This window comes from Thermosynechococcus sp. (assembly GCF_046299635.1).
Taxonomy (GTDB): domain Bacteria; phylum Cyanobacteriota; class Cyanobacteriia; order Thermosynechococcales; family Thermosynechococcaceae; genus Thermosynechococcus.
Window position 1 is genome coordinate 1 of the sequence record NZ_JBKBHV010000045.1, and the last position, 2,948, is coordinate 2,948.

Genomic DNA, 2,948 nt, shown 5'->3' on the forward strand with positions numbered 1-2,948 from the left:
AGGAGCGATTACCGAAAAGTTTCAGCGACGGTCGGTTAACGCTTGCCTATGGCGAGTATTATCTGATTGTTTCTGAAGAAGTGCAACCGCGTCAGACTGAGAACCAAGGTCGAGTGGTTGCCTTAGACCCCGGTGTCCGCACCTTCCTCACGTTCTTTTCCGAGTCGTCCTATGGATGGCTTGGGATTGATGCCAATTTGCAGATTCAAAAGCTGTGCTTCAAGCTGGATAAACTGGTTTCCAAAATCAGCCAAGCCGCTAGTGCGCAGAAAAGACGCCTCAAGAAAGCCGCTGTTCGGATAAGAGCTAAAATCCAACACTTGGTGCAGGAGCATTTCGACATAATTCTTTTGCCATCGTTTGAAACTTCTCAAATGGTCAGCAAAAGTCGTCGAAAAATTCGCTCTAAAAGCGTCCGTCAGATGCTCACTTTGTTATTCTTTCTTGGTGTCCAAATCGTCAGGAATATCAGGGTAACGAGACTGTGGCCGATCGCCGTCCTCAACACAAGAAAAAACAACAAATGACCTACAGTTGGCCGTTGGCAGGCACCTATCAAGCCCTTAGCTCTGCATCGGTGGACTTGATTTGGCGCAAAGTGGTGAATTTGGCCGATGTGTCGTGGCATCCCTTGATTTTGCGCACAAATGTGCCCTACGGCCTCGTCCCCAAGCCGGGGTTTATTTTCCAAGCAATGACCCGTTGGATTCCCTGGCCGATTCAGATTTTTGTCGAACGTGTCTCACCGGGGAAACTGTTGAGTATCCGCATTTTGGTTCTGCCGGGGGTAGAGGAACGGGTGACCTATCGTTTAGAATCAACCGTTTGTGGGAGTCAGATTTCCTGCTCAGTGATGTTGCGGGGATGGCTTGCGCCGCTGATCTGGTCTCTGATTCGGGATTATGCGGCAGTGTTGGCCGCCCGCTTGGCGATCGCCGCTGAGAAGGAACCCCCCTCTGCTAAGCCCCCTATTGACCCCTGTTTAGGTTTTTAGACTGACGAGAGAGAATTCTATGCTCAGCGATAGCGATCGCGTTCGTGTTCTCAGTGAAGCCCTGCCCTACCTTCAAGCCTTTGCCGGGCGTACCTTTGTCGTCAAATACGGTGGCGCCGCCATGAAGGAGGAGCAGCTCAAAGATTCCGTCATTCGCGATATTGTCTTTCTCTCCTATGTTGGCATTCGCCCGGTGGTTGTCCATGGTGGTGGTCCAGAGATCAATACTTGGCTCGGCAAGCTCAACATTGAACCCCAATTCAAAAATGGGCTGCGCGTTACCGATGCCGCGACGATGGATGTAGTGGAGATGGTCTTGGTGGGTCGGGTGAACAAAGAAATTGTGACCCTCATCAATCGGGCCGGCGGGAAAGCTGTGGGGTTATGCGGCAAAGATGGCAACCTGATTCGTGCCCGCGCTCAAGGGGAAGATAGCATTGGCTTTGTCGGTGAAGTGCAGGGGGTGGACACCCGCGTGATTACGGCGCTTGTAGAGAAAGGGTATATTCCCGTTATTTCCAGTGTGGCAGCCGATGATACAGGGCAAGCCTACAACATCAATGCTGATACGGTTGCCGGCGAGATTGCCGCGGCCTTGGGGGCTGAAAAGCTGATTTTACTGACGGACACGGCAGGCATTTTGCGCGATTATCGTGACCCCAGTACCCTCATTTATCGCCTTGATATTGCCGAAGCGCGGCAACTCATTAAAGAGGGGGTTGTCTCTGGGGGCATGATTCCTAAAGTCACTTGTTGCGTGCGATCGCTCGCCCAAGGCGTGAAAGCAGCGCACATTATTGATGGTCGGGTGCCTCACGCCCTCTTACTAGAAATTTTTACCGACTCGGGCATTGGCTCAATGCTTGTTGGCTCCAATGCCGCCTACGATCGCGCCTTCATTGCTTGAACAAATTTAGCCTGCACTCCCCCCTCCTCGCGTCGCAGGTGGGGCTTCAGCGAAGCGGAGTGGCCAATAGATTAACGGTCGTAGCCCTGATATACTTATCCTATGCCAACCCAAAATGGGATCATTCGCACCGACAAATGGTACCTCGACCCAACGGCTGAGCCGCATCAATGGTTCGCTGAAACGGTCAAGGTTTAGCTTTGTCACTCGCTATCAGCAATGGCAATCAGGGACGCGCAAAAGACGGGATGAGAAACCGCAGACACTCAATCCCAAGGCTCGATGCTACCCCGTTTTGTACAAAGGACAGTGTTACAAACTTCATGGGGAAAACCAAGCCACAGTGAAAGTGTGCACGGGCAGGGATTGGGTGTGGACGACGGTGGCCATCACCTGCCGAGGGAAGCGGCATCGAGTCGAGACCAACCAGCGGTTATCTCCCTCACTCATGACCGATGGCAAGCGGTGGCATTTGTCGGTTCTCTTTGAGTGTTCTCCTGAACAGCGGCAGCCCAATACCAATGTAGTTGGCGTTGACCTCGGCCTCAACACCACAGCAACGGTTTCAGTGGTGACCTTTGACGGCACTGTAATTCACAGGGCGTTCATTCACCTTGAAAGAGACATAGACCGTCGGGACAAGCCACTGAAATCCGTATCCACTAGAGCCAAGAAAACGATGGGAAAGGGTGGAAAACTCCACAAGAGATTCTGCTCTCAAACCTATTGGAAGTGTTGTCAGATTAACCGCCACATTGCCCACCATGTCTCGAAGCGGATTGTGGCCATTCCCCAACAGTTCAATGCTCAAGCAATTGTGTTTGAGCATCTGAAGGCGTGGCGACCGAAAGGGGGCAAGCGGGGGTCAACATTGCGGCAGCGATTTCATGGCTGGCTGAAAGCGATGATTCGGCACTTCACTGCAATGAAGTGGCAAGAGGTGGGTGGTCAAACAGTTGATGTGGTGGCGGCCTACCTGAAAAGTGCCGCAGTGCTGGTGAAGCGGCAGACGACCAGCGGGAGGAATTACTCAATTTCAGCTTGTTG

Annotated in this window: 2 protein-coding genes and 2 pseudogenes; all 4 read left to right on the top strand. The window is 52.4% G+C overall.

What is annotated here, in order from left to right:
• A pseudogene (locus ACK4IR_RS12220) lies at positions 1-527 on the top strand (hypothetical protein); the annotation flags it as partial.
• A complete protein-coding gene (locus ACK4IR_RS12225) occupies positions 524-994 on the top strand; it encodes an SRPBCC family protein (RefSeq protein WP_409874632.1) in 471 nt (156 codons plus the stop codon). The pseudogene ACK4IR_RS12220 and the gene ACK4IR_RS12225, both read left to right, overlap by 4 nt.
• Positions 995-1,013: 19 nt before the next feature.
• Positions 1,014-1,901 (top strand): acetylglutamate kinase, encoded by an 888-nt coding sequence (gene argB / locus ACK4IR_RS12230; protein WP_409874631.1) that lies wholly within the window; start codon positions 1,014-1,016, stop codon positions 1,899-1,901.
• A 115-nt stretch (positions 1,902-2,016) separates the two neighbouring features.
• Positions 2,017-2,948: pseudogene (locus ACK4IR_RS12235) on the top strand (hypothetical protein); the annotation flags it as partial.